The sequence below is a fragment of the Ruminococcus sp. RTP21484sp1_RTP21281st1_A8_RTP21281_210402 genome (assembly GCF_040914025.1).
Lineage (GTDB): Bacteria > Bacillota > Clostridia > Lachnospirales > Lachnospiraceae > Blautia_A > Blautia_A faecis.
In genome coordinates this window covers 47,090-71,842 of record NZ_JBCPGE010000001.1, presented here as the reverse complement: position 1 = coordinate 71,842, position 24,753 = coordinate 47,090, and the positions used below count along the sequence as shown (strand labels likewise).

At 43.7% G+C, this 24,753-nt stretch carries 22 protein-coding genes and 1 pseudogene; 19 read left to right on the top strand and 4 right to left on the bottom strand.

Annotation, left to right across the window (positions count from 1 at the left end):
• Positions 1 to 19 precede the first annotated feature (19 nt).
• From AB5170_RS00320 to AB5170_RS00305, 4 genes are read left to right on the top strand one after another with little or no spacing between them, the layout of a single operon-like run.
• The gene (locus AB5170_RS00320; protein ID WP_173716399.1) at positions 20 to 898 is read left to right on the top strand and encodes a carbohydrate ABC transporter permease; all 879 of its coding nucleotides are present in this window, start codon (positions 20 to 22) and stop codon (positions 896 to 898) included.
• Positions 898 to 1,740, top strand: coding sequence for a carbohydrate ABC transporter permease (locus AB5170_RS00315; RefSeq protein ID WP_173716400.1), 843 nt, complete (start codon positions 898 to 900; stop codon positions 1,738 to 1,740). Before AB5170_RS00320 ends, AB5170_RS00315 begins: the two co-directional genes overlap by 1 nt.
• A gap of 4 nt (positions 1,741 to 1,744) precedes the next feature.
• Complete coding sequence (locus tag AB5170_RS00310; protein ID WP_173718786.1) at positions 1,745 to 4,096, top strand: glycoside hydrolase family 65 protein; 2,352 nt, start codon at positions 1,745 to 1,747, stop codon at positions 4,094 to 4,096.
• On the top strand, positions 4,080 to 4,955 hold the full coding sequence (locus AB5170_RS00305) for an HAD family hydrolase (RefSeq protein WP_173716402.1): 876 nt from the start codon (positions 4,080 to 4,082) through the stop codon (positions 4,953 to 4,955). Before AB5170_RS00310 ends, AB5170_RS00305 begins: the two co-directional genes overlap by 17 nt.
• A 197-nt stretch (positions 4,956 to 5,152) precedes the next feature.
• Here AB5170_RS00305 and AB5170_RS00300 read toward each other — a convergent pair whose 3' ends face one another.
• Positions 5,153 to 5,653: a QueT transporter family protein gene (locus AB5170_RS00300; RefSeq protein ID WP_148461260.1), complete on the bottom strand. Its 501-nt coding sequence runs from the start codon at positions 5,651 to 5,653 to the stop codon at positions 5,153 to 5,155.
• A gap of 420 nt (positions 5,654 to 6,073) precedes the next feature.
• Between AB5170_RS00300 and AB5170_RS00295 the strand changes: the two genes are divergently transcribed.
• The gene (locus AB5170_RS00295) at positions 6,074 to 7,663 is read left to right on the top strand and encodes a glycoside hydrolase family 43 protein (protein WP_368361533.1); all 1,590 of its coding nucleotides are present in this window, start codon (positions 6,074 to 6,076) and stop codon (positions 7,661 to 7,663) included.
• Between the two features lie 152 nt (positions 7,664 to 7,815).
• On the opposite strand, the gene uvrB is transcribed toward AB5170_RS00295, so the two are convergent.
• Entirely contained in the window at positions 7,816 to 9,804 is a 1,989-nt protein-coding gene (gene uvrB, locus AB5170_RS00290; protein WP_173716404.1) for an excinuclease ABC subunit UvrB, read from the bottom strand.
• A 250-nt stretch (positions 9,805 to 10,054) separates the two neighbouring features.
• Here uvrB and AB5170_RS00285 point away from each other — a divergent pair, with 250 nt between their 5' ends.
• From AB5170_RS00285 to AB5170_RS00240, 10 genes are all read left to right on the top strand, one after another.
• The gene (locus AB5170_RS00285) at positions 10,055 to 10,630 is read left to right on the top strand and encodes a chromate transporter (protein WP_187564997.1); all 576 of its coding nucleotides are present in this window, start codon (positions 10,055 to 10,057) and stop codon (positions 10,628 to 10,630) included.
• The gene (locus AB5170_RS00280; protein ID WP_173769825.1) at positions 10,627 to 11,196 is read left to right on the top strand and encodes a chromate transporter; all 570 of its coding nucleotides are present in this window, start codon (positions 10,627 to 10,629) and stop codon (positions 11,194 to 11,196) included. The genes AB5170_RS00285 and AB5170_RS00280 overlap by 4 nt, the downstream gene beginning before the upstream one ends.
• A 92-nt stretch (positions 11,197 to 11,288) precedes the next feature.
• Positions 11,289 to 11,831, top strand: a complete 543-nt coding sequence (locus AB5170_RS00275; protein ID WP_118578562.1) for a TIGR00730 family Rossman fold protein — start codon at positions 11,289 to 11,291, stop codon at positions 11,829 to 11,831.
• A gap of 443 nt (positions 11,832 to 12,274) precedes the next feature.
• The gene (gene hrcA, locus AB5170_RS00270) at positions 12,275 to 13,315 is read left to right on the top strand and encodes a heat-inducible transcriptional repressor HrcA (protein ID WP_173716405.1); all 1,041 of its coding nucleotides are present in this window, start codon (positions 12,275 to 12,277) and stop codon (positions 13,313 to 13,315) included.
• Between the two features lie 16 nt (positions 13,316 to 13,331).
• Positions 13,332 to 13,994, top strand: a complete 663-nt coding sequence (grpE, locus tag AB5170_RS00265; RefSeq protein ID WP_226815526.1) for a nucleotide exchange factor GrpE — start codon at positions 13,332 to 13,334, stop codon at positions 13,992 to 13,994.
• Between the two features lie 115 nt (positions 13,995 to 14,109).
• A complete protein-coding gene (gene dnaK / locus AB5170_RS00260; protein ID WP_148461282.1) occupies positions 14,110 to 15,993 on the top strand; it encodes a molecular chaperone DnaK in 1,884 nt (627 codons plus the stop codon).
• 151 nt (positions 15,994 to 16,144) lie between these two features.
• A complete protein-coding gene (gene dnaJ, locus AB5170_RS00255; protein WP_148461283.1) occupies positions 16,145 to 17,332 on the top strand; it encodes a molecular chaperone DnaJ in 1,188 nt (395 codons plus the stop codon).
• Positions 17,333 to 17,492: 160 nt separating this feature from the next.
• Positions 17,493 to 18,173 carry a phosphatase PAP2 family protein gene (locus tag AB5170_RS00250; protein ID WP_226815525.1) on the top strand — a complete coding sequence of 227 codons (681 nt, stop codon included), beginning with the start codon at positions 17,493 to 17,495 and terminating at the stop codon, positions 18,171 to 18,173.
• Between the two features lie 145 nt (positions 18,174 to 18,318).
• Positions 18,319 to 19,272, top strand: a complete 954-nt coding sequence (prmA, locus tag AB5170_RS00245; RefSeq protein WP_148461284.1) for a 50S ribosomal protein L11 methyltransferase — start codon at positions 18,319 to 18,321, stop codon at positions 19,270 to 19,272.
• A gap of 2 nt (positions 19,273 to 19,274) precedes the next feature.
• Positions 19,275 to 20,021 carry a 16S rRNA (uracil(1498)-N(3))-methyltransferase gene (locus tag AB5170_RS00240; RefSeq protein WP_173716407.1) on the top strand — a complete coding sequence of 249 codons (747 nt, stop codon included), beginning with the start codon at positions 19,275 to 19,277 and terminating at the stop codon, positions 20,019 to 20,021.
• On the opposite strand, the pseudogene AB5170_RS00235 reads toward AB5170_RS00240, so the two are convergent.
• Positions 20,018 to 20,140, bottom strand: a pseudogene (locus AB5170_RS00235) (DUF6783 domain-containing protein); the annotation flags it as partial. The gene AB5170_RS00240 and the pseudogene AB5170_RS00235 overlap by 4 nt on opposite strands.
• Here AB5170_RS00235 and AB5170_RS00230 point away from each other — a divergent pair.
• The 3 genes from AB5170_RS00230 (at position 20,102) to thiI (ending at position 22,655) form a co-directional block, all read left to right on the top strand.
• Positions 20,102 to 20,233 (top strand): DUF6783 domain-containing protein, encoded by a 132-nt coding sequence (locus AB5170_RS00230; RefSeq protein ID WP_313720025.1) that lies wholly within the window; start codon positions 20,102 to 20,104, stop codon positions 20,231 to 20,233. The pseudogene AB5170_RS00235 and the gene AB5170_RS00230 sit on opposite strands and share 39 nt — an antisense overlap.
• A gap of 3 nt (positions 20,234 to 20,236) precedes the next feature.
• On the top strand, positions 20,237 to 21,391 hold the full coding sequence (locus tag AB5170_RS00225; RefSeq protein ID WP_118578554.1) for a cysteine desulfurase family protein: 1,155 nt from the start codon (positions 20,237 to 20,239) through the stop codon (positions 21,389 to 21,391).
• An 82-nt stretch (positions 21,392 to 21,473) separates the two neighbouring features.
• Positions 21,474 to 22,655, top strand: coding sequence for a tRNA uracil 4-sulfurtransferase ThiI (gene thiI / locus AB5170_RS00220; RefSeq protein ID WP_173770628.1), 1,182 nt, complete (start codon positions 21,474 to 21,476; stop codon positions 22,653 to 22,655).
• A 91-nt stretch (positions 22,656 to 22,746) separates the two neighbouring features.
• Here thiI and AB5170_RS00215 read toward each other — a convergent pair whose 3' ends face one another.
• Positions 22,747 to 22,983, bottom strand: a complete 237-nt coding sequence (locus tag AB5170_RS00215) for an HPr family phosphocarrier protein (RefSeq protein WP_021925019.1) — start codon at positions 22,981 to 22,983, stop codon at positions 22,747 to 22,749.
• 295 nt (positions 22,984 to 23,278) lie between these two features.
• On the opposite strand from AB5170_RS00215, the gene mtaB reads away from it, so the two are divergent.
• Positions 23,279 to 24,610 carry a tRNA (N(6)-L-threonylcarbamoyladenosine(37)-C(2))-methylthiotransferase MtaB gene (gene mtaB / locus AB5170_RS00210; RefSeq protein ID WP_173769827.1) on the top strand — a complete coding sequence of 444 codons (1,332 nt, stop codon included), beginning with the start codon at positions 23,279 to 23,281 and terminating at the stop codon, positions 24,608 to 24,610.
• The last annotated feature ends 143 nt before the right edge of the window (positions 24,611 to 24,753 follow it).

Genomic DNA, 24,753 nt, shown 5'->3' with positions numbered 1-24,753 from the left:
CTTTTTGTGAGGAGAAAAAATGAATACAAAGAATAAAAAGATATGGATTTTTTTGTTTACCATTCCCTGCATGATCTTATTTGCACTGGTATATGCGGCTCCTATCATCACTGTTTTTTACACATCTCTGTGTGATTATACCGCTTTTAATTCACCTGCATTTCAGGGAATCAAAAACTTTATTACGATTTTCAGTGACAGCGATTTTATCTGCTCCATCCGGAACACCCTTCTGTGGGTAGTGCTGCAGTCCACCATACATGTAGGTGTTGGTCTTGCTATGGCACTTGTTCTTCGAAGAAAACCGAAGGGCTGGAAATTTGCAAGAACAGCATACATGATCCCAAATATCATTCCTACAGCGGCAACAGGTGTTATGTTTACTCTGCTTTTAAATCCTATGTTCGGAATTGTAAAGCCAATCATGGATTTTCTTGGAATCGACTACGCCATGGTTCCAAATCTGTTCGGAAATTCCAGATATGCATTCTGGACGGTGACAGCAACCTGGATCCTCTATTCCGGATTTAACACCATTATTTTTCTGGCAGAAATGGGTGCTGTAAGCAAAGAGATTTATGAGGCAGCAGCAATCGACGGTGCAACTCCCTGGCAGGCAGACCGTTATATTACGCTACCGCTGATGCGAAATGTATGCGGAACCTGTGTCACTCTTGCAAGTGTGGCCATGGTGTCACAGTTTGACATTATTTACATGACAACAAAAGGCGGACCTGGAACTTCTACTTTGAACCTGCCCATTTATCTGTATAAGGCAGCGACACTGGAAAACAATTATGGAAAAGCAAACGCAGTAGGGGTAGTACAGATCATTATCGGAATCACACTGGTTATTCTGATCAAAGGTCTTTTCCGTGAGAAAAAGGAGGCGGCATAATGAGAAAAACAAGCAGAGTGAAAAATGGGATCGCGTCCTTTTTCAAATATTTCTTTATGATCTTTTTGATTTTTATTTCATTGGCACCAATCATTTGGGCGTTTTTGGGGTCTTTTAAATCTTATGCAGAGATTAACTCCTCTGCATTGTCCCTGCCATCCAGTTTTAACCTGGATAACTATAAGGCGGCACTTCAGTATGCACCGATTTTGAAATATTTCATGAACAGTGTGCTCATTGTGGGAATCAGTGTTCTTGTTACGGTAGCGCTGGTTGCAATGTGCGCTTATGTGATTTCTCGATTTGATTTTAAACTGAAAACTCTGATCGTGCTTTTGATCTCAGCATCCTTAATGCTTCCGGCACAGGCAATTTCCCAGCCATTGTTTGCCATTTTCCAGAAGCTGGGGATTTTTGATACAAAGCTTGGTCTGATCATTGTGTATTCTGCAATGGGAATTCCAATGTCTTTCTTTGTTATGGTCAGCTATTATAAGACCATTTCCACAGCGCTTGAGGAATCGGCTTATATTGATGGCGCAACTTTTATCCAGACATTTTTACATATTATCCTGCCGCTGGCGAAGCCGGGACTTGTGACCATTGCCATGATTCAGTTTATCAATATCTGGAATGAGTTCTATTTCGCTTTGATGTTGACAAGCGGTGACCGTGCAAGGACAGTTCCTATTGCGTTGAATTATTATATGGGAACTTTTGCAAACAACTATTCCGCGCTGTTTGCAGCAGTTGTGATGACGGTGCTTCCTACAATTATTTTATTTATCCTTCTGCAGAGACAGGTTATGGAGAGTCTTACTGCAGGGGCTGTGAAAGGATGAGAATATGGATATCAACAAGAAACCGATTTATCCAGTAGAGACATGGAATGTTACAGAAAAGGAATTTTCCATGGAAACCAATTACCGGAATGAGACAACCTTTGCATTGTCAAATGGATATATTGGTACCAGAGGTACTTTTGAAGAAGGCTATGATTTCTCTGTTGATGAAGGGCTGGAAGGCAACTTTATCAACGGATTTTATGAAAGTGTGGACATTCCTTACGGAGAGTGGAATTATGGATTTCCGACCAAGAGCCAGTCACTTCTGAATCTGCCGGATCTTAAGAAAACAGAAATCTATGCAGATGGAGAGCTGTTTGACATGCGCACCGGCAAGGTGGAAGATTACAGCCGTGTGCTCCATATGAAAGATGGCTATGTGGAAAGAAAGCTGACCTGGATTTCTCCAAAGGGGAAAAAGCTGCAGCTTGTGATGGAACGTTTTGTGTCTTTGGTGCATAAGAACAGAATGTACCAGCGAATTCAGATCACACCAGTGAATTTTTCAGGGGAGATTCGTATCTGCTCTCATTTAAATGGGGATGTGGAGAATCATACGAGGAAGACAAATCCGCTGATCGGCTATGGTCCTTTTGGAAGCAGACTGCATATGGATAAACTTCAGGCTGAAGACGGTGTGCTGTATTATGAGGGCACTACTTTGCAGAGTTGCATGACTGTGGGCTGTGGAAGTCAGTATAAAATAGAAGGAGCCGGAGAGATTGTAACTGTTTTTGAAACAGAGGAAGAAAAAAGACATGCTGTGTGTGAAAGCAGAATGGAGATTCCGGAAAATACTACGGTTACCTGTGAGAAAGCTATTGTCTATACATCCAGTCAGGACATGGAGGTTAGCGAGCTGGAAAGATTTACGAAAAAAGAACTGAAAGAGGCATCTGAGAATGGATGGAGGAAGGAATTCCAGGCTCATATGGATAAAATCCATGAATTCTGGGATGTTTCCGATGTTCAGATTTATGATGATGAGACCCTTCAGCAGGGAATCCGTTTTAACCTGTTTCATATTATGCAGTCTGCAGGAAGAGACGGACGCACAGGAATGGGAGCAAAGGGGCTTTCTGGGGAAGGATATGAAGGACACTATTTCTGGGATACAGAAATGTATGTGCTTCCGGTATTTGTGTACACAGCACCGGAGCTTGCAAGAAAACTTCTGGAGTATCGTTTCCGTACATTGGATCAGGCCCGGGACCGTGCAAAAGTTCTTGGACACCAGAAGGGGGCTCTTTATCCATGGCGTACTATTAATGGAGAGGAAGCTTCCACTTATTTTCCACTTGGTACGGCCCAGTATCATATCAATGCAGATATTGCCTATGCGTTTTGGCTGTATGTGAGTGTTACCGGGGATATGGAGTTTTTCAAAGATATGGCTGCTGAGGTTTTTGTGGAGACTGCCAGAGTCTGGGCGGATGTAGGATATTTTGCTGAGTGCAAGGGCGGAAAATACTGTATTTGTGCGGTAACAGGACCAGATGAGTACAATGCTATTACGGATAATAATTTTTATACCAATCTTATGGGAAGGGAAAATATCCGTTATGCATTGAAATCGCTGGATATGTTAAAAGAGGCTGGAGAGGATGTATATGAGGCATTTGTTTCCAGAATGGGAATTACCCGGGAAGAAACTGCATACTGGAAAAAAATTGTGGAAAATATGTATTTTCCATATGATGAAAGTCGTCAGGTATATGCGCTGGATGATCGGTTTATGATGCTTCGTCCATGGGATGATTCCAGAATCCCACCGGAAAAGAGACATCTTTTGTATGAAAATTATCATCCATTATTTGTCTACAGACAGAGAATGTGCAAGCAGGCAGATGCTATTTTCGGGCTTTATCTGCACAGTTATTTATTCAGCAAGGAAGAACTGAAACGAAACTATGATTTCTATCAGGAAGTGACACTGCATCATTCTTCTCTTTCTAACTGTGTGTTTGGAATGCTGGCTTGCCAGATCGGATATTATGACGAGGCGTATGAATATTTTGCACAGTCTGCAAGAATGGATCTGGATGATTATCATGATAACTTCTATGCGGGAATCCATGCTGCAAATATGGCAGGAACCTGGCAGGCAATTATCAACGGATTTGCAGGTGTGAGGGTAAACGGCGGTGAACTGGAACTGCATCCTTATGTTCCAAAGCTGTGGAAGGGTATGCAGTTTAACCTTCTATACCGGGGAAGAAAGCTGAATATTCAGCTTACACATGAAAAAACAAGAGTAGAACTGGTGTCAGGAGATGCAGTCTTCTTAAAACTTAATGAGAAGGAAATTCATCTGGAGGCAGGAAAGGGAAGTATTTATGAAGAAGAAATATAAGGCAGTCTTTTTCGACTGGGATGGCACAGCTGTTCTCAGCCGAAAGGCACCTGTGGAGGAGATTGTAGGAGCAATGCGACCTCTTCTGGACCAGAAGGTAAATCTGGTAATCGTAAGCGGAACTACAATAGAAAATATTGCAGGGGGAAAACTGGAGACGTATTTTACAAAGGAACAGCTGGCGCAATTGTATCTGGGACTTGGACGCGGTGCCTTTAATTACCGGTATGAAAATGGACAGGAGTTGATTTTCTCGGATATGCTTCCAGACAAAAAAATGCTGGGGGATATTCACAGAATCTGCTTTGACATTCATATGAAGCTTCTGGAAAAGTATGGACTGAATACGGACATTGTATTTTCCAGACCTAATTATTGTAAGATTGATCTGATGGTGGAGAACCAGAGAGGGGATAATCTGTTTATGCAGGAGAATGAGCTGGATATGCTGAAGGATTGCCTGGAAAAGCATGGTGTAGAAGGCGGTCTTCAGGGGCTTCTGGATATTTCTGTGGCAGCAGGAGAACAGTATGGGATAACAGTGAAGCCAACCTGTGATGCTAAGTATCTGGAGGTGGGGATTTCAAGTAAGAGCGACAATGTGGATCGTATTCTGGAGCATCTTCAGGAAGCGTATGGAATCTGTCCGGAGGAATGCTGCTTCTGGGGGGATGAGTATGTGGGAATTGAAGAAGGGATTTATGGAAGTGACAGCTTCATGAAGACGAAGAAAACAGGAAATGGAGATTTCTTTGATGTATCAGAAGTTCCAGGAAAAAGGCCGGAGGGTGTGACCAAACTTGGCGGTGGTGTGGAACGGTTTCTTGGATTTTTGAGGGAGCAGGTGAAGATAGAATAAAAAAAGATGGACTTACATTTGGATGTTGCAGCCTATTATGGAACTTCAGCTGGAGAAAATCTTCAACAAATAGTGACATGTATCTTGTATAATGTTTTTTGAAGATATATTTTGGAATATATGCGTGAAATATAGAAATACCCGGTGGAGAAAATCATTCTTATGAGATTCCTTACCGGGTATTTGTGATTTTGAATTTATTTAGCAGCAGCCTGTTTGCCAAACAGCGTATTTTTGTACTTGGAAAGTGCAGTAAGAAGTACCATTCCAAAGATTCCGCAGGAAATGATCTCTCCGGCACCTACTGTAAGCATCATAAGTGGAATCGGAAGATTGACGGAATAGCCGTAACGAAGTACGAATGGAACCAGAACTGCATTGGCTACGATTGGTGGAACTGGTGCCAGCCATTTGTTGCTGTTACGAAGTTTGTAGGTAAATACAGCTCCGATGAGGGTAGCGATACTTCCGAATGCAATATCCAGAGGAATTGCACCGCCAAGCAGGTTGGCAAGGATACAGCCTACAAAAAGACCAGGAATGGCAGCTGGTGTGAAGAATGGAAGAATGGTCAGGGCTTCGGAAATTCGAACCTGAATCTCTCCATAACTAAACGGTGCAAACACCAGTGTCAGTACAACATAGACAGCCGCAATTAGCGCTGCCTGCACCAGAAACAGGGTACTCTTGTTTTTCATATTCATTTGTCTCCTTTAGTTTTGTTTTACGAGTGGAAGGTCACGAACACTCGATTCATTTTCGCGCTGCAATGAGTCAAGCGGCCATGCTTGCATGGACATTTGACGAATGCCGCGGAGGCATATACCGGAAGGTATATGGCCTACGCCGGGAATCGGCGGAAAAGCCGCTTAAGACCTTATTTTTCTGGGCTTTTCAACGGGCATCAGTATAACATATAGAATTCCGGTTTTCAAGAGGTTATTCCCAAAATGTTCGGAGCATACCCACATTTTCCCATATTTGCAGTGCCGTTTATACAACTTTTCCTGTAATACAGCAAAAGTTTTTAGGGTTGTTATTCCTTCTGAATCATAGTAATCTATAGATATCTTATGAAGAGAACCGCATTTGTCGGTTTGCAGGTCAGGAGGAAAAATATGCCAGATATCAGAATACAAAAATACAAAAATCCCGTTATTTCCGGTTACAATCCAGATCCGTCGATTTGCAGAGTCGGGGATGATTTTTATCTTGTAAATTCAACTTTTGAATTCTATCCCGGAGTGCCGGTTTACCACAGTAAGAATCTTGTGAACTGGGAACTGATCAATTACTGTCTGAGAGATAAAAAGCAGCTTTATCTGGACGGTGTTCGGCCGTCAGGCGGAATTTATGCGCCGATGCTCTGTTACCATAACGGTGAGTTTTTTATGACCACTACCAATGTGTCACATAAGGGACATTTGATTGTACATACCAGCGATATTTATGGGAAATGGTCAAAGCCGGTATGGATTGATCAGGGAGGGATTGATCCTACTTTGCTGTTTGATGGTGAAGATGTTTACTTCGCCTCTACTTCCAGAGATAAAGATGACAGGGATGGAATTTTTATGTGTAAAATCAATCCATACACAGGAGAAAAGCTGTCCGAAAGTGTATGTATCAGTCATGGATGCGGCGGAATCTGTCCGGAGGGACCTCATATTTACAAGCTGAATGGAAAATATTATTTGCTTCTTGCAGAGGGTGGCACAGAATATGGACATATGGTTACCATGCAAAGAGCAGATTCTCCATTTGGACCGTATGAGGCGTGTCCCCATAATCCGATTCTCAGTCACCGGGATAATCCGGATGGCTCTATTTCCTGCACTGGACATGCTGATCTGGAAGTAGATCAGAATGGAAACTGGTGGCTGGTTTGTCTGGGAATCCGGCCTTCTTGCACTCCGCAGCGAGGTCTGAAACTTCATCATCTTGGAAGAGAGACCTTTTTAAGCCCTGTAATCTGGGATAAAGAGGGTTGGCCGGTTGTTGGAAACGATGGCAGAATCGCTTTGGAAATGAAGGGACCACTTCCAGGCGACCAGGTGCAGCCGATATGCCGGGATTTTACAGATGATTTTTCGGAAGAGAAATTCAGCCTGCATTATAACTGGGTTCGAACTCCCCATATGGAAAATTATGTGCGTGATACCGCTGCCAGACGGCTTATTTTGAAAGGAACAAGCGTAACTTTAAATGACACGGATACTCCGACATGGGTCGGGATCAGGCAGAAGGAATTTGATGTTGAGGCAGATGTTGTGGTGAGTCTGAAAGGAAATTTTTCAGATGCCTGTCCGGTTTCCCAAGACAGCAACGTCAAAGGTCTAAATAAAAGAGTGGGACTGGGTACATTCTACAATCAATTTTATCATTATGAAATTTACTTAACCAGAGAGGATGGACAGTACAAGGTTTGTCTTTCCAGGCATATTCATGATATGTTTGCAAGAACAGCTGAGAAGGTAGTATCCTCTGGGGAAAATATTCATTTTCGTATTATCGGTAATCCTCTGGAATATGATTTCTGGTACAGCGAAGATGGAAAATACTATGAGAAGCTGGGCTGCGGTTCTACTGCAGGGCTGGCTACAGAAGGAACTATGTACATGAGCTTTACCGGAACTTATATCGGAATGTTCTCAGAAAATGCGGAAGGGCATTTTAGAAATTTTTCAGTGAAGATAAATAAAAATTAATTGCTGAATAATCAAGGTTAACGGAAATCCCCGCCGGGCAGGATCGCACTGCGGCGCAAATATAAATGTGGCCGGAGGCGATCCGCTGCAGGCAGAGAATCCTGTAAATTGTGCCAAATCTGACTGGCAAAATGCATGGAAAAATCGAAGGATTACTTTTCCGCATCTGCAAGATTTTTCTTCAATTCGATCATTTTGTCACGCAGCTCTGCTGCCTGCTCGAAATTCAAGTCTGCAGCAGCCTGGCGCATCTGTTTTTCCAACTGGGAGATCAGGTTCTTCAGCTCTTTTTTGCTCATGGATTCCGGATCCTTCTTCAGCTTCACTTCAGTTTCAGCAACTGCCTTGGAAACTGCAATCAGATCACGGACTGCCTTCTTAATAGTAGTAGGAGTAATTCCATGCTCCTTATTATAGGCTTTCTGGATTTCCCTGCGACGGTTGGTTTCCTCAATGGCATTTCTCATGGAATCCGTCATCACGTCTGCATACATGACAACGTGTCCTTCGCTGTTTCGGGCAGCACGGCCAATGGTCTGGATCAGGGAAGTCTCAGAACGAAGGAAGCCCTCCTTGTCTGCATCCAGAATAGCAACCAGAGTGATCTCAGGAATATCAAGTCCTTCTCGCAGAAGGTTAATGCCTACAAGCACATCAAATACATCCAGACGCATGTCGCGGATGATTTCTGCACGTTCCAGGGTATCAATATCCGAATGAAGATAACGGACACGGATTCCCACATCTTTCATATACTGGGTAAGATCCTCGGCCATTCGTTTGGTGAGAGTTGTGATCAGCACTTTGTTTTTTCTGGAGGTTTCTTTTGTTATTTCAGAAATCAGGTCGTCTATCTGTCCCTCTACAGGGCGCACCTCCACCTTCGGATCCAGAAGACCGGTAGGACGGATGATCTGCTCGGCGCGGAGAAGCTCATGGTCGTATTCATAATCTCCCGGGGTAGCAGATACAAACAAAACCTGGTCCAGTTTATTCTCAAATTCTTCAAAACTCAGAGGGCGGTTATCCTTGGCAGAGGGCAGACGGAAACCATAGTCTACCAATGTCTGTTTACGGTTCTGGTCGCCAGCATACATAGCGCCAACCTGTGGGACTGTCTTGTGCGACTCATCAATAATAAGAAGAAAATCATCCCCGAAATAATCCAGCAGAGTATAAGGTGGCTGCCCTGGCTCCAGTCCGGAAAGATGACGGGAATAGTTCTCAATACCGGAGCAGAAGCCGGTTTCTTTCATCATTTCAATATCAAAGTTGGTACGCTCGGAGATACGCTGGGCTTCCAGAAGCTTGTCTTCGCTTTTAAAGTAGTCTACCCGTTCTTTTAATTCCTCTTCAATGGCAATGGCTGCTTTCTGAATCTGCTCCGCTGGTACTACATAATGGGAAGCAGGGAAAATACCGATGTGCGCAAGCTGGCATTTGATTTCTCCGGTGAGCACATCAATCTCAGAGATACGGTCAATCTCATCTCCGAAAAACTCCACTCTGACAGCGGTATCTGAGCTGTTAGCCGGAAAAATCTCCAGAGTGTCGCCACGGACGCGGAAGGTACTTCGGTGGAAGTCCATTTCATTTCGGGTGTACTGAATGTCGATCAGCTCCCGGATAACCTCATCACGATCCTTAGTCATGCCAGGACGCAGGGAAATCATCATGTCCTGAAATTCCTGAGGAGAACCCAATCCATAGATACAGGACACAGAAGAGATGATAATAACATCTTTTCGCTCTGACATGGCGGCAGTGGCAGAAAGACGGAGCTTGTCAATTTCATCATTGATCGCAGAGTCCTTGGCAATATAAGTGTCAGAAGAAGGCACATATGCTTCTGGCTGGTAATAATCGTAATAGGAGACAAAATACTCCACCGCATTCTCCGGGAAGAATTCCTTAAACTCACCGTATAACTGTGCTGCCAGAGTTTTATTATGGGCCAGGATCAGAGTAGGCTTATTCAGCGCCTGAATAACGTTTGCCATAGTAAAAGTTTTACCAGAGCCGGTGACACCAAGCAGCGTCTCAAACTGATTTCCCTCTTTAAATCCCTTTACCAGTTTCTCAATAGCCTGTGGCTGATCGCCGGTTGGTTTATACTCGGAATGTAATTCAAAATGATCCATATGAGTCCTTTCTTTTATAAAATCAAACACGCTTTAACTGTTTTCAGTATAGCATCCTTTTTTATAAAAGTACAGCAGAATCGAATATTTGTTCTGCCCTCTGAAATGTCAGAAGCATTCCAAAACTTTAATTGACAGACATACCTATAGTGCGTTATCTTAAAAAAGAAAAGCGTGATTGTTCACGACCTGACCAGTAACACGCTTCGCGATGCGCAGAAATCATGCAGAATTATTAGGAGTGCCGGAAATGGAAGAAAAACAAAAGAATAAAAGATATGTGCTGAGGAAGCTTTTTTTTGCCTCGTTATATCTTAGTACGTTTACTTTTGGCGGCGGATATGTGATCGTTACTTTATTGAAAGAGAAATTTGTGGATCAATATCACTGGATCGATGAGGAAGAAATGCTGGATCTGGTGGCAATCGCACAGTCATCTCCAGGAGCAATTGCAGTAAACGGAGCAATTGTGGTGGGATACAAGCTTGGGGGAATACCGGGAATGCTGCTGTCGGTTCTGGGGGCTATTATTCCGCCAATGGTGATCCTGTCCCTGATTTCCTTGTTTTATGATGCATTCTGCTCGAATTATTATATAGCAGCTCTTTTGAAAGGCATGACTGCCGGCGTAGGTGCTGTGATCATTTCTGTGGTATACGACATGGGGAAAAACGTGGCGAAATCAAATGACTGGGTAAATGTGGTTATTATGGTCATCAGTTTTTGTGTAAGCTATTTTCTGAAGGTAAACATTATTTATATAATACTTATTGTGGCTGTATTTGGATTTGCGCGTACACTTGTGAAGGAGGGCAGCAAAAAATGATTTATCTTCAGCTCTTTTTCAGCTTCCTTCAGATTGGTGCATTAAGCTTTGGAGGTGGATATGCAGCAATGCCTCTTATACAGGAACAGGTAGTGACTATGCATGGCTGGATTTCCATGGAAACTTTTTCGAATCTTGTGACCATTGCAGAGATGACTCCTGGTCCTATTGCAGTAAACTCCGCAACCTTTGTAGGAACCAGGATTGCTGGTCCTGGTGGCGCAGTGGTGGCTACTCTTGGCTGTATTTTACCCTCCTGTATAATTGTAACCCTGCTGGCATATATTTACACGAAATACCGGAAAATGTCCCTTCTCCAGGGAACTCTTACATCCCTTCGCCCGGCGGTTGTGGCCATGATCGCCAAGGCAGGAGTTACCATTTTAGTATCATCTTTTTTTATAAATGGTGCAGTGGAACTGTTTCGGGAAAACATATGCATTCGAATGGTGGTGTTCTTTACTGCCGCACTGGTGCTTTTAAGAAAATTTAAAATGAATCCTATTCTGGTGATGGTTTTGTGCGGTGTGGCAAATATGGTGTTTTGCGCGGCTGCCGGAAGCTGACTGGAAAAGATATGCCAGCTGACTTTCGTATATGGTGCTGCCGCAGGTAGGCTGCACCTGTGTTTAGAAGAAAAAATAAGGGGGATAACAGATTGAACATATGTGTATATGGCGCTTCAAGTGCACTGCTTAAAAACATTTATTATGAAAAAACAGAAGAGCTTGGAAGAGCAATGGGAAAAAGAGGTCACGGTCTGGTGTTTGGCGGCGGGGCTACCGGAATGATGGGAGCAGCAGCCAGAGGCGTGGCAGCAGAAAATGGTTACATACTTGGAATTGCTCCCCGATTTTTTGACCAGCCTGGAGTTCTGTATGAGAAATGCACGGAATTTATTTTCACAGAGAATATGAGAGAGCGCAAAAAACTTCTGGAAGAAAAATCAGATGCTACGATCGTAGCACCTGGCGGAATTGGTACCTACGAGGAATTTTTTGAGATTTTTACCTTGAAAAGCCTGAAACGTATTGACCGCCCAATTGTGCTGTATAACATTGACGGATATTATGACAAGATGAAAGCATTGCTGGAGTACACAGCAGAAGAGAAATTCATGGATTTTTCCGTGCTGGATCTGGTAGTCTTTCTGGATGAGCCGACAGCAGTTCTTGACTATCTGGAAAATTATAAAAAATAGAGGCTGCTATTCAGCAGGGGCTGTTTTGCGAAACATATAACTGTGAAGGTGCTGAACAGTTACAAAACGGACATGTCGCCTATGGGCGGTATTCCTATATAGGAAAGAAGATGCCAGGGAAAATTTTCTCAAGGCATCTTTTTCATTTATGCGGCAGCAAACATAAGACTGCGTTGGCAGATACCTGATAGTATCCTTGCTGCCCAAAAAAAGTATTGCAGTAAGGAGAATTTAGCCAGAATGGTAAAGTATAGGGTAAAAACTATCAAAAAAGATGAAAAAAATTTGTAAAAAATATTGACAAAAGGAATACTGAGGTGTATCTTAAGAACATAGATGTTAGCACTCCTAAATAATGAGTGCTAACAAAGGAATTCGAAGAAGCCAGACGGAAATCAGAATCAGGTTTGACCGTCTGCTTTTCAGGAAGGAGCAGATATTTCATGGATGAAGTATTAGATGAGCGCAAACGGAAAATACTGAAAGCAATCATCAAAACTTATATGGAAACAGGTGAGCCTGTAGGTTCCAGAACTATTTCCAAATATCCGGATCTGAATGTCAGCTCTGCTACTATCCGAAATGAGATGTCCGACCTGACGGATATGGGCTACATCGTACAGCCCCACACCTCAGCCGGAAGAATTCCATCAGATAAAGGCTATCGCCTTTATGTAGATGAGCTTACCAGGGAGAAGGAAGCCGAGATCGCAGAAATCCGTGATCTGATGATTGAGAAGTCAGATAAGATGGATAAGGTGCTCAAGCAGGTGGCGAAGGTTCTTGCCACGAATACCAATTATGCGGCTATGGTTGCGGTTCCCCAGTATAAGGGAAGCACCCTGAAGTTCATTCAGCTTTCACGAGTCAATGAGCGGCAGCTGATTGCCGTAGTTGTATGTGAGGGTAATGTTATTCGGAACCAGATCATTAATATTGATGAGGAGATGGATGACCAGACGATCCTGAAGCTGAATCTTCTTCTTAACACGAACCTGAACGGCGTACCCATCCAGGACATTAATCTGGGCATGATCGCCAGATTGAAAGAACAGGCGGGAAGCCACAGCGGTGTGGTTGCAGATGTGCTGGACGCAGTTGCAGCTACAATTCACGTGGACGAAGAAGATATGAAAGTATATACATCGGGAGCAACCAACATATTTAAGTATCCAGAGCTTGCAGATACATCCAGAGCCAGTGAGCTGATTTCCACTTTCGAGGATAAGCAGGAACTTGCGGATATGGTCCGTGAGGAAATGGGAGATCCGGAGAACACAGGAGTTCAGGTATACATCGGGGATGAAGTTCCGGTACGTACCATGAAAGACTGCAGTGTGGTCACAGCTACTTACGAGTTGGGAGATGGAATGCGTGGAACTATTGGAATCATCGGTCCCAAGCGAATGGATTACGAGAATGTAGTGGACAGCTTAAAGAAATTAAAAGTCCAGCTTGACGAAATGGTAAATAAGAAAACCTAGAAAGGCGGTTGAAAGCGTGTCAGAAGAAATGAATAAAGAAGCCGAAGTACAGGAAGAAGCAGTTGACATTCCGGTAACAGACGGAAGCGAAGAAGAGGCAGCAGATACAGCCCAGACAGCAGAAGAGGAGACTTCCGAAGAACCAGCACAGACAGAAGAAACTGAGCAGTCAGATCAGGAAGCAGAATCTCAGAAGGAACCGGAAACCAAGACAAAAACTTCTTTCTTCGGCAAGAAGAAAAAAGAGAAAGATAAATTCGAACAGCAGGTCGAGGAACTTACAGACAGACTGAAGCGCAGCATGGCTGAATTCGATAACTACCGTAAAAGAACGGAGAAGGAGAAATCCAGCATGTACATCATCGGCGCTAGGGACATCGTTGAAAAAATGCTTCCGATCGTGGATAACTTCGAAAGAGGTCTTGCACAGGCACCGGAGGATGATCCATTTGCAGAAGGCATGAAGATGATCTACAAGCAGATGATGACAGCTTTTGATGAGATGGGTGTGAAGCCAATCGAAGCTGTAGGTAAGGAATTTGATCCGAATCTGCATAATGCAGTGATGCATGTGGAGGACGAATCCGTTGGCGAGAACATCGTCGTAGAGGAATTCCAGAAGGGATATACCTACAAGGATTTCGTTGTAAGACACAGTATGGTAAAAGTTGCTAATTAACAGAAAGCATCTTGGAGAATCAAACTTCATCGACATTTTCTAAAAACAAAGTATAAATGTTACTGTTCGTATAATGGACAGCAACCATGAATTTTTAAACAGGAGGAAAATTATCATGGGAAAAATCATTGGTATTGACTTAGGTACAACAAACAGCTGTGTAGCTGTTATGGAAGGTGGACAGCCAACCGTTATCGCAAATACAGAAGGATCCAGAACAACACCATCTGTTGTAGCATTCACAAAGACAGGTGAGCGTCTGGTAGGTGAGCCTGCAAAACGTCAGGCAGTAACAAACGCAGAGAAAACAATCTCTTCCATCAAGAGAGAGATGGGTACAGATTACCGTGTAACAATTGATGATAAGAAATATTCCCCACAGGAAATTTCCGCTATGATTCTTCAGAAACTGAAAAAAGACGCTGAAGGATACCTTGGAGAGTCTGTTACAGAAGCAGTTATCACTGTTCCGGCATATTTCAATGATGCTCAGCGTCAGGCAACCAAGGATGCTGGTAAGATTGCAGGTCTCGATGTAAAACGTATCATCAACGAGCCTACAGCAGCAGCTCTTGCATATGGTCTTGACAATGAGAAAGAGCAGAAGATCATGGTTTATGACCTTGGTGGTGGTACATTCGATGTTTCCATTATTGAGATTGGTGATGGCGTTATCGAAGTTCTGGCAACAGCTGGTAACAACCGTCTTGGTGGTGATGACTTTGACCAGAGAATTACAGACTATATGCTTTCTGAGTTCAAGAGAACAGAGGGCGTTGACTTAAGCAACGATAAGATGGCTCTTCAGAGACTGAAAGAAGCTGCTGAGAAAGCTAAGAAAGAGCTTTCTTCCGCAACAACAACCAATATCAACCTGCCATTCATCACAGCAACAGCTGAAGGACCGAAGCATTTTGATATGAACCTTACAAGAGCTAAATTTGACGAACTTACACACGATCTTGTTGAGAAAACAGCAGAGCCGGTTCGCCGTGCACTTTCTGATGCAGGTCTTACTGCTTCTGATCTTGGACAGGTGCTTCTGGTTGGTGGATCTACACGTATCCCGGCTGTACAGGATAAAGTAAGACAGTTAACTGGCAAAGAGCCAAGCAAGGCCTTGAACCCAGATGAGTGTGTTGCACTTGGTGCTTCTATCCAGGGTGGTAAGCTTTCCGGTGAGGCTGGTGCAGGTGACATCCTTCTTCTTGATGTTACTCCACTTTCCCTGTCCATCGAGACAATGGGTGGTATTGCAACACGTCTGATCGAGAGAAATACAACTATTCCGACCAAGAAGAGCCAGATTTTCTCCACAGCAGCTGATAATCAGACCGCTGTAGATATCAATGTATTACAGGGCGAGCGTCAGTTCGCGAAAGACAACAAGTCCCTTGGACAGTTCCGTCTGGATGGAATCCCACCAGCACGTCGTGGTGTTCCGCAGATTGAGGTTACATTCGATATCGATGCCAACGGTATTGTAAATGTATCTGCTAAGGATCTTGGAACAGGTAAAGAGCAGCACATTACAATCACAGCTGGTTCTAACATGTCCGAGTCTGATATTGACAAGGCTGTTAAAGAAGCTGCTGAGTTCGAAGCTCAGGATAAGAAACGTAAAGAGGCAATTGATACAAAGAACAATGCAGACTCCATGGTATTCCAGGTTGAGAATGCACTGAAAGAAGCTGGTGATAAACTGGATGCAAATGACAAAGCTTCCGTAGAGGCTGACTTAAATGCATTAAAAGATATCCTTGCTAAATATGCAAATACAGATGAGATCGGAGATGCTCAGGTCGCTGAGATCAAAGCTGCTCAGGAGAAGATGATGGAAAGTGCTCAGAAGCTTTTCGCAAAGATGTATGAAGCACAGAACCCACAGGGCGGTGCTGGTCAGGCAGGCCCGGGACCGGACATGGGAGGAGCTTCCCAGGGCGGTAACGAGGCAGGTTACGGCGATGATGTTGTAGATGCTGACTACAAAGAGGTTTAATTGAATAATAAGTTCCAATATTTCGGAACATGAAACTACAGCCCGGTCATGATTCATGACCGGGCAGTGGTGGTGAAAGACATATTACAGGAATTGCGCCGCTGGCGTCTTCCATAAGATAACCAAATACAAAAAGTTAGGAAAAGAAATCATGGCTGATAAAAGAGATTACTATGAAGTCTTAGGCGTTGATAAGAGCGCCGATGACGCTACATTAAAAAAAGCATATCGTCAGCTTGCCAAGAAGTATCATCCCGATGTAAATCCGGGAGATAAGGAAGCTGAAGCGAAATTCAAAGAGGCAACAGAGGCTTACAGCGTCTTAAGTGACCCGGACAAGAGAAGACAGTATGATCAGTTTGGTCATGCCGCTTTTGAAAACGGCAGCGGTGGCGGAGCAGGCGGTTTCGGCGGCTTTGATTTCTCCGGCGCAGACATGGGTGATATCTTCGGAGATATTTTCGGAGATCTGTTTGGAGGCGGCGGAAGCCGCAGACGTGCCAATAATGGACCTATGAAGGGTGCAAACCTGCGTGCACGCGTGAATATCACCTTTGAGGATGCTGTATTTGGCTGTGAGAAAGAACTTGAGATTACTCTGAAAGATGAATGTACTTCCTGTCACGGTTCTGGAGCTAAGGCTGGTACCTCACCGGTTACCTGTCCGAAATGTAATGGTGAAGGACAGATCGTTTACACCCAGCAGTCCATGTTTGGCATGGTTCGTAACGTTCAGGTGTGTCCGGATTGTCATGGTACTGGCAAAATTATCAAAGATAAATGTCCGGATTGCCGTGGTACCGGCTACATTTCCAATCGCAAAAAAATTAAGGTATCTATTCCAGCTGGTATTGACAATGGTCAGAGTATCCGTATCCGTGATAAAGGTGAACCTGGCACAAATGGAGGTCCGAGAGGCGATCTGCTGGTAGAAGTAAATGTAGCACGCCATCCGATTTTCCAGAGACAGGATATGAATATTTACTCTACTGCACCGATTACTTATGCACAGGCAGCGCTTGGCGGCGAAGTCAAACTGAATACAGTAGATGGAGAAGTTCTCTATGAAGTGAAACCAGGAACTCAGACAGATACCAGAATCCGTCTGAAGGGAAAAGGTGTTCCGTCCCTTCGAAACAAGAATGTTCGCGGTGATCACTACGTAACTCTGGTTGTTCAGGTACCAACCAACCTGAATGAGGACGCGAAAGAAGCTCTCCGCAAATTTGACGAGGCATGCGGCAATCGTCCTGCAGGCAGTGCCGGCGATAGCACAGAAAAGTCCGAAAAGAAGAAAAAAAGCTTCATGGACAAATTAAAAGAGACCTTTGAAGAGTAAAAAATCAGTTTTTCCATAAAAGAATAAAGAAAAGGGGAGATATCCTCTTTTCTTTTTTTGTTACTTATTGTATATTAAAGGGTAGCCGCAACGTTACTGTCCGTGCTGCTGGTCAGGAAATGAGCAGTAACATCGCAAGAGTCCGGAAAGGAGTTTTGCCTTGAAAACAAAGAAAAGAGATTTGTTAAACCGATATATCCCCCTGTGGTCTATTGTACCTCTTGTGACCATCATGGCAGTGAATTGTCTGATTTACTGGGGAAGCAGTGCGCTTACAGCTGGCAGGTATCACTTTGATTTTACGATGGCATTTGACAGGGAAGTTCCTTTACTGCCTGTATTTGTGTGGTTTTATATTCTGGCATTTCCATTCTGGGCGGTGGGGTATTTGCTGGCGGCAAGGCGTGGTAAGGATATGTTTTACCGGTTTGTTGCCACAGATCTGACCATACATTTTATTTGCTTTATCTGCTTTATTTTAATACCGACCACCAATATAAGACCGGAGATCCCAGGAAATACCCTTTCGGAAAAGATTCTCGCTCTGGTATATTCCCTGGATGGCGGGAACAGTCCTTCTAATTTGTTTCCCTCTATCCACTGCTATGTGAGCTGGATGTGCTGGAAAGGTGTGGAAGGCTCAGAGAAGGTGCCGAAATGGTATCAGAGATTTTCTCTGGTATTTGCAATTCTGATCATTATCTCTACCCAGGTGCTGAAGCAGCATTACATTGTGGATGCAGCAGCGGCGTTGCTTCTGGTAGAGTTTTTCTGGAGATTTTATCAGAAAGGGCAGCGACATAAGTGGGTTGTGCATGTTTTTGCACATAAAAAGAAGTAACATGGACATAAAAAACCAGTAATTGGTCAGGTGAATTGAAAAATCAGAATAAAGTAACAGATAACAACCGTTTCGAAAGATGTTAAAAAATACCATATTGTGATTATGAAGAAACAGCTTTCAATAAAAAGATTGGAGAAATAGTATGAAGTGGAATCGCTTTACCATCAAAACAAAAACAGAAGCAGAAGACGTTATTATCTCTGCCCTTGCAGACGTTGGAGTTGAGGGCGTAGAGATTCAGGACAAACAGCCCCTTACCGAGACAGATAAAGAGCAGATGTTTGTGGATATTATGCCGGAAGGTCCAGCGGATGATGGAATCGCCTATCTGAATTTTTATCTGGAAGAGGACACAGAAACTGCACCTGTTCTCGAGAAAGTACGTGCTGTCCTTGAAGAAGTACGCGGATACATGGATATCGGCGAAGGTACCATCACAGAATCCCAGACAGAGGACAAAGACTGGATCAATAACTGGAAGGAATATTTCCATCAGTTCTATGTAGATGACATTCTTATTGTTCCATCCTGGGAAGAAGTGAAGGAAGAAGATAAAGATAAGATGATCCTTCACATTGATCCAGGTACAGCTTTTGGAACTGGTATGCACGAGACAACCCAGCTGGTAATTCGTCAGCTGAAGAAATTTGTGACAAAAGACACCCAGATGCTGGATGTTGGAACCGGAAGCGGTATTCTTGGAATTGTAGCTTTGAAGCTGGGCGCTGCTCATGTTGTGGGAACTGACCTTGATCCCTGTGCAATTCCGGCAGTGGCAGACAATAAAGAGGCTAACGATATTAAGGATGAGACTTTTGACATGCTCATTGGAAACATCATTGATGATAAAGAAGTTCAAGACACGGTTGGATATGAGAAATATGACATTGTAACGGCTAATATCCTGGCAGATGTACTGGTGCCTCTCACACCGGTTATCGTAAATCAGATGAAAAAGGGTGCTTACTATATCACCTCTGGAATCCTGGATGTGAAAGAAGAAGTAGTGGTAAAGGCAGTGAAAGACGCCGGGCTTCAGCTGGTTGAGGTAACCCATCAGGGAGAATGGGTATCTGTCACAGCCAGAAAGGAATAATTATGCAGCGCTTTTTTGTGGAGCCTTATCAGGTCCTTGAGGAAGAACACAGGATTACCCTTACAGGTCCGGATCTGAACCATATGAAAAATGTTCTTCGCATGCGCATTGGTGAGGACGTTTGGATCAGCGATGGCAGTGAGAAGGAATATCACTGTACCATAGAAGAATTTCAGGAGGACAGCGCAGTTCTTCATATCCTTTATGCCCAGGAATCCCAGTATGAGCTCCCAAGCCGGATTTATTTGTTCCAGGGTCTTCCTAAAGGGGATAAAATGGAACTGATCATTCAGAAGGCTGTGGAGCTTGGCGCTTACGCTGTTGTTCCAGTTGAAACAAGGAGATGTGTGGTGAAGCTGGACGCAAAGAAAGCGCAGAAGAAGGTTACCAGATGGCAGCAGATTTCCGAGAGCGCAGCTAAGCAGTCTAAGCGTATGCTAATCCCGGAAGTGAAAAATGTAATGAACTGGAAAGAAGCACTTGCCTTTGCAAAAGGACTGGATGTGGTTCTGATTCCTTATGAGCTTGCCCAAGGTATGAAAGAGACCCGGGAAATCCTGGCGGCAATTCAGCCTGGACAATCTGTGGGGATTTTTATTGGCCCGGAAGGCGGTTTTGAGGAGGAAGAAGTGAGAGATGCCATGGAAGCCGGTGGGAAACCGGTGACCCTGGGAAAAAGAATCCTGCGCACAGAGACAGCAGGTATGACCATGCTGTCTATTCTGATGTATACGCTTGAGTCTGTTTAAAAATATTTTAGCAATCTGCAAGATGTGCCAGAGCCTGTTTGAAAAATCATTTCAGCAATCTGCACGCCCCACTTTGCGGTATATTTCACCCGAATTCGGCTGCCGCAGCTCGCTGCTGCGCCCTTATCCGGGTAAAGGCTTCCGCAAATTGTGACGCACATCTTGCAGAAAGCCTTTTTTTAACATGCTCTGGAAAAAAAGAGGAAAAGTAAGAAATGGAAGCATATTTTGATAACTCTGCTACCACAAGATGTTATCCTGAGGTGGCAGAGATTGTAGTAAAAACAATGACAGAGGATTTTGGAAATCCTTCTGCCATGCATTTAAAAGGTGTGGAAGCGGAAAAGTATGTCCGTGAAGCTGCACAGATACTTGCCAAAATTCTCAAGGTAAATGAAAAAGAAATCATTTTCACCTCTGGCGGAACAGAGTCAAATAATCTGGCCTTGTTTGGCGGAGCGGATGCAAATAAAAGAAGCGGAAACCATATTATCACCACTTCAGTGGAGCATGCAGCTGTAGGACAGCCCGCAGAGCGCCTGGAACAGATGGGATATGAGGTGACGATAGTTCCTGTAGATCACAGGGGTGTGGTTCAGCTGGAGGCGTTAGAGAAAGCTTTGCGCCCGGATACGATTCTGGTATCTACTATGTATGTAAACAATGAGGTTGGTGCTGTGATGCCAGTGGAAGAGATTGCAAAACTGGTTCATGAGAAAAGCCCGAAGGCTCTGTATCATGTAGATGCGATCCAGGCATTTGGAAAATACCGTATTTATCCCAAAAAGGCAGGAATTGATATGCTCTCTGTGAGCAGCCATAAGATTCACGGGCCTAAAGGTGTAGGATTTTTATATATCAATGAGAAAGCCAGGATTCAGCCTCAGATCTTAGGCGGCGGCCAGCAGGCCGGTATGCGGTCCGGTACAGATAATGTACCTGGAATTGCAGGACTGGGTGTTGCTGCAAAGATGGTCTACACGGATTTTGATAAGAAAATTGAGCATATGTATCAGCTGAAGGAACGCCTTGCAGAAGGTTTTCTGAAACTTCCTGATGTTCGTCTCAACGGAATGGAGATAAGAGAAGGTGCACCTCAGATCTTAAGCGCCAGCTTTCTGGGCGTGAGAAGCGAAGTGCTGCTTCATACTCTGGAAGAAAAAGGCATTTATGTTTCAGCCGGAAGCGCCTGCTCCAGCCACAAAAGAAAAGCTGCCGGAACCTTAAGTGCAATGGGAATGGAAGCAGCCCAAAGAGAAAGTACGCTGAGATTCAGTTTTTCAGAGGAAAATACATTTGAAGAAGTGGATTATGCATTGGAAGTGATCGGGCAGGTACTGCCTATGCTTCGGAGATATTCCAGACACTGATGCAGTGAGGAAAAGAAGAATGAAATGCAGCGCCGGGGAAAGTCCGGCAGCCGCATAAAATAAAGAAACAGGAGGAAATCAAATGATATTTCACGCATTTTTAATAAAATACGCAGAAATAGCTATCAAGGGTAAAAATCGATATCTGTTTGAAGATGCCCTTGTGAAGCAGATGAATATTGCTCTTTCTAAGATAGAGGGCGATTACCGCGTTGTGAAGGAGCAGGGCCGTGTTTATGTATTCTGTCCGGAGGAATACGATTTTGAGGAGGCTGTAGCTGCATTAAAAACAGTATTCGGTATTGTTTATATCTGTCCGGTAGTGATCTACGAGGACAAAGGATTTGAGCAGATGCGCTCTGACGTTGTGGAGTACATGAAGAATGTACATCCGGATTATCACGGCACCTTCAAGGTATATACAAGACGTGCAAAGAAGTCCTATCCGGTAAATTCCATGGAAGTAAGTGCAAGAATCGGTGAAAGCATTCTGGATGCTTTTCCGGAGGCAAAGGTGGATGTACATCAGCCTGAACTTACCGTTTCTGTTGAGATCCGTGAAAAAATTTATGTATATTCCAAGAGCATCAAGGGACCTGGCGGAATGCCGGTTGGAACCAATGGAAAGGCAATGCTGCTTCTTTCCGGCGGAATTGACAGCCCGGTGGCCGGATATATGATCGCAAAGCGAGGAGTTAAGATTGAAGCCGTTTATTTCCATGCTCCGCCGTATACCAGCGAGCGTGCGAAACAGAAGGTTGTGGACCTGGCGAAGCTGGTGGCAAAATACAGTGGACCGATCAGACTTCATGTAGTAAACTTTACAGACATTCAGCTGTACATTTACGATCAGTGCCCACATGATGAGCTTACTATCATTATGCGCCGTTATATGATGAGAATTGCAGAGTATTTTGCAAAGAAGGATAACTGTCTTGGACTTATTACCGGTGAGAGCATTGGACAGGTTGCAAGCCAGACCCTGCAGAGTCTTGCTGCAACGAATGAAGTGTGCACATTACCGGTATATCGTCCGGTGATTGGGTTTGATAAACAGGAAATTGTAGAGCGTTCCTGGGAGATTGGAACTTATGACACTTCTGTTCTTCCATATGAAGATTGCTGTACTATTTTCGTCGCAAAGCATCCGGTTACAAAGCCGAATCTGAATGTGATCCGTAAGTCGGAGGAGAAGCTGGCTGAGAAAATTGATGAACTGATGGAAGCGGCACTTAGCACTGCAGAAGTGATTGAAATCCAGTAAAAAAGTGGAAAAGTACTCAGAGACTGCATGAAATCATCGAAAAAACAAAAAGAGGAACTGTGAACAGTTCCTCTGACAATCGAATATTTAATTATTCAACTGTATATTTGTCGATGATTTCCATAACGCTGTCAAGAGCAGCTCCATCAGCATGGATATTGAGGTCGATCGGTTTGGATAAATCCAGGCTGAAGATACCCATGATAGATTTAGCGTCAATCACATATCTTCCGGATACCAGGTCGAAGTCGCAGTCAAATTTGCTGATCTCGTTTACAAATGCTTTCACTTTATCAATAGAGTTAAGTGAGATTTTTGCTGTTTTCATTGTGATATAACCTCCCTTGGATTGTTAGTAGTTTGCTTTACAGTACTCATATTACCTGTAGGCAGGATAAAAGTCAAGGTGAAAAAAGAAAAAAAATGGCAGCAGAATTAGTGAAAATGTATAAAAAATTTACAACATTACTGTGTACTGATAATATTCCGCGAGATGCTTTTCGTGAATGAAATTTACTGAAAATCCGGGAAGTGCGGCACAAAATCACGTATTTACATGAATTCAGTGCATTGCGGAGGGGTTATCCTGCATGGTGTGGACGGTACTAGTTTTGGAGGAAAGAATGAAAAAAAAGGTTGCATTACACAATCTTGGATGTAAAGTAAACTCTTATGAGCTGGAAGCTATGCAGCAGCTTCTGGAACAGGCAGGGTATGAAATCGTACCTTTTGAACCAGGTGCTGATGTTTACGTAATAAATACCTGTACGGTAACAAATATTGCAGACCGTAAGTCCCGTCAGATGCTTCACAAGGCGAAAAAGATGAACCCGGATGCGGTGGTAGTAGCAACAGGATGTTATGTACAGACTGACGAGGGAAAACTGGAAAAGGACGAAGCAGTGGATCTGGTACTTGGAAATAACCAGAAGAAAAATATTGTGGAAGTTCTGACTGATTTTGAAAAAGAACACCAGCGTCAGGCTCATATTATTAAGATTAATCAGACAAAGGAATATGAAGAACTGGAAATCAGCCGCACAGCTGAGCATGTACGTGCTTATATTAAGGTGCAGGATGGCTGCAACCAGTTTTGCACCTATTGTATCATTCCCTATGCAAGAGGCCGCGTGCGAAGCAGGGAAAAAGAGAATATTTTAAATGAAGTGCACAAGCTGGCCAAAGTCGGCTACAAAGAAGTGGTGCTCACAGGAATTCATCTCAGCTCCTATGGAGTGGATTTTCCTGAGGACAATAAAGAAACCTTGCTTTCTCTTATTCAGGCAGTAAATGAAGTGGAAGGAATTCAGAGAATCCGCCTTGGTTCCCTGGAACCGGGAATCGTTACGGAAGAATTTGCAAAAGAGTTGTCTTCTATGCCAAAAGTCTGCCCCCATTTTCATCTTTCCCTGCAGAGTGGGTGCGATACGACTCTTGAGAGAATGAACAGACGATATAGAAGTGCGGAGTATAAAGCAAGATGTGAACTTCTTCGCAAATATTTCGGAAATCCAGCGCTGACAACAGATGTGATCGTTGGTTTTCCAATGGAAACAGAAGAGGATTTTCAGGCTTCCTATGATTTTGTGAAAGATATTCATTTTTATGAAACCCATATTTTTAAATATTCCCGTCGCCATGGAACTAAGGCTGCGGCTATGTCCGGTCAGCTGACAGAGGCAGAAAAAGCTGTGAGAAGTGACAAAATGCTGGAGCTGCACCAGAAGCGTGCAGCAGAATATGAGACTTCTCTTCTTGGAAAGACTCTGGAGGTACTTCTGGAGGAGGAAGTGGAGATTGATGGAAAAGCATATTATCTGGGACATTCCAGAGAATATGTGAAAGTGGCGGTGCTGAAAACGGAGGAATACGGTGTAAATGATATTCTGGCGGTGAAAGTGGAAGAAGCTTTGCAGCCACATATTTTGCAGGGAGAAGAAGTACAGGTTTTGTAGGGGCGTGACCAGTAACATAATTATTACTGTTCACTGGTAACGTTCCGCGAGGTGTTTTTTGTGAACAAAGTTCACAGAAAACCCGAGAATCTCAGCGCGAAATCATGCGAATGCATGATTTCTGTGCATCGCGAAGCGGGTTA

Bases quoted from the DNA above. Each gene is read 5' to 3' on its own strand.
- AB5170_RS00320 (WP_173716399.1), top strand. From the start codon at position 20: ATGAATACAAAGAATAAAAAGATATGGATTTTTTTGTTTACCATTCCC.
- AB5170_RS00315 (WP_173716400.1), top strand. From the start codon at position 898: ATGAGAAAAACAAGCAGAGTGAAAAATGGGATCGCGTCCTTTTTCAAA.
- AB5170_RS00310 (WP_173718786.1), top strand. From the start codon at position 1,745: ATGGATATCAACAAGAAACCGATTTATCCAGTAGAGACATGGAATGTT.
- AB5170_RS00305 (WP_173716402.1), top strand. From the start codon at position 4,080: ATGAAGAAGAAATATAAGGCAGTCTTTTTCGACTGGGATGGCACAGCT.
- AB5170_RS00300 (WP_148461260.1), bottom strand. From the start codon at position 5,653: ATGAAAAACAAGAGTACCCTGTTTCTGGTGCAGGCAGCGCTAATTGCG.
- AB5170_RS00295 (WP_368361533.1), top strand. From the start codon at position 6,074: ATGCCAGATATCAGAATACAAAAATACAAAAATCCCGTTATTTCCGGT.
- uvrB (WP_173716404.1), bottom strand. From the start codon at position 9,804: ATGGATCATTTTGAATTACATTCCGAGTATAAACCAACCGGCGATCAG.
- AB5170_RS00285 (WP_187564997.1), top strand. From the start codon at position 10,055: ATGGAAGAAAAACAAAAGAATAAAAGATATGTGCTGAGGAAGCTTTTT.
- AB5170_RS00280 (WP_173769825.1), top strand. From the start codon at position 10,627: ATGATTTATCTTCAGCTCTTTTTCAGCTTCCTTCAGATTGGTGCATTA.
- hrcA (WP_173716405.1), top strand. From the start codon at position 12,275: ATGGATGAAGTATTAGATGAGCGCAAACGGAAAATACTGAAAGCAATC.
- dnaK (WP_148461282.1), top strand. From the start codon at position 14,110: ATGGGAAAAATCATTGGTATTGACTTAGGTACAACAAACAGCTGTGTA.
- dnaJ (WP_148461283.1), top strand. From the start codon at position 16,145: ATGGCTGATAAAAGAGATTACTATGAAGTCTTAGGCGTTGATAAGAGC.
- prmA (WP_148461284.1), top strand. From the start codon at position 18,319: ATGAAGTGGAATCGCTTTACCATCAAAACAAAAACAGAAGCAGAAGAC.
- AB5170_RS00240 (WP_173716407.1), top strand. From the start codon at position 19,275: ATGCAGCGCTTTTTTGTGGAGCCTTATCAGGTCCTTGAGGAAGAACAC.
- AB5170_RS00225 (WP_118578554.1), top strand. From the start codon at position 20,237: ATGGAAGCATATTTTGATAACTCTGCTACCACAAGATGTTATCCTGAG.
- thiI (WP_173770628.1), top strand. From the start codon at position 21,474: ATGATATTTCACGCATTTTTAATAAAATACGCAGAAATAGCTATCAAG.
- AB5170_RS00215 (WP_021925019.1), bottom strand. From the start codon at position 22,983: ATGAAAACAGCAAAAATCTCACTTAACTCTATTGATAAAGTGAAAGCA.
- mtaB (WP_173769827.1), top strand. From the start codon at position 23,279: ATGAAAAAAAAGGTTGCATTACACAATCTTGGATGTAAAGTAAACTCT.